The 1,016-nt window shown below is 69.7% G+C and carries 1 protein-coding gene; it reads right to left on the reverse strand.

What is annotated here, in order from left to right:
• On the reverse strand, positions 1–1,016 hold a 1,016-nt coding region (gene glyA, locus ACWCRJ_RS44570; RefSeq protein WP_450944700.1), incomplete at both ends, for a serine hydroxymethyltransferase.

Here is a 1,016-nt window from a genome sequence, read left to right on the forward strand (position 1 = left end):
ACCATCGGGGGGCGCGGGTCGTTGGGGACGGCGTTGCGGTTGACGGTGATGCCGACCTCGTGGAGGCGGTCCTCGGCCTGTTGTCCGTCGAGTGCGGAGTTGCGCAGGTCGACGAGGATGAGGTGGACGTCGGTGCCGCCGGACAGGACGTCGATGCCGGCTTCGCGGGCGTCGGGGGCGGTGAGCCGCTCGGCGAGGATCTTCGCGCCCTCGACGGTGCGCTGCTGGCGCTCCTTGAACTCCTCGCTCGCCGCGACCTTGAAGGAGACCGCCTTGGCCGCGATGACGTGCTCCAGCGGACCGCCCTGGAAGCCGGGGAAGACCGAGGAGTTGAGCTTCTTGGCGAACTCCTTGCTGCGGGCGAGGATGATGCCGCCGCGCGGGCCGCCGAGCGTCTTGTGGGTGGTGGAGGTGACCACGTCCGCGTACTGGACCGGGTTGGGGTGCAGTCCGGCGGCGACCAGGCCGGCGAAGTGGGCCATGTCCACCCACAGGAACGCGCCGGTCTCGTCGGCGATGCGGCGGAAGGCGGCGAAGTCGAGCTGGCGTGGGTAGGCGGACCAGCCGGCGATGATCACCTTGGGGCGGTGTTCCTTGGCGAGGCGTTCGACTTCGGCCATGTCGACGAGTCCGGCGTCGTCGACGTGGTAGGCGACGACGTCGAACTGTTTGCCGGAGAAGTTCAGGCGCATGCCGTGGGTGAGGTGGCCGCCGTGGGCGAGGTCGAGGCCGAGGATGGTGTCGCCGGGCTGGGCGAGGGCGAAGAGGGCGGCCTGGTTGGCGGAGGCGCCGGAGTGGGGCTGGACGTTGGCGTACTCGGCGCCGAAGAGGTCCTTGAGGCGGTCGATGGCGATCTGTTCGGTGACGTCGACGTGTTCGCAGCCGCCGTAGTAGCGGCGGCCGGGGTAGCCCTCGGCGTATTTGTTGGTGAGGACGGTGCCCTGGGCCTCCATGACGGCGAGGGGGGCGAAGTTCTCGGAGGCGATCATCTCCAGGGTGGACTGCTGGCGGTGCAG

The organism is Streptomyces sp. NPDC002324 (assembly GCF_053593335.1).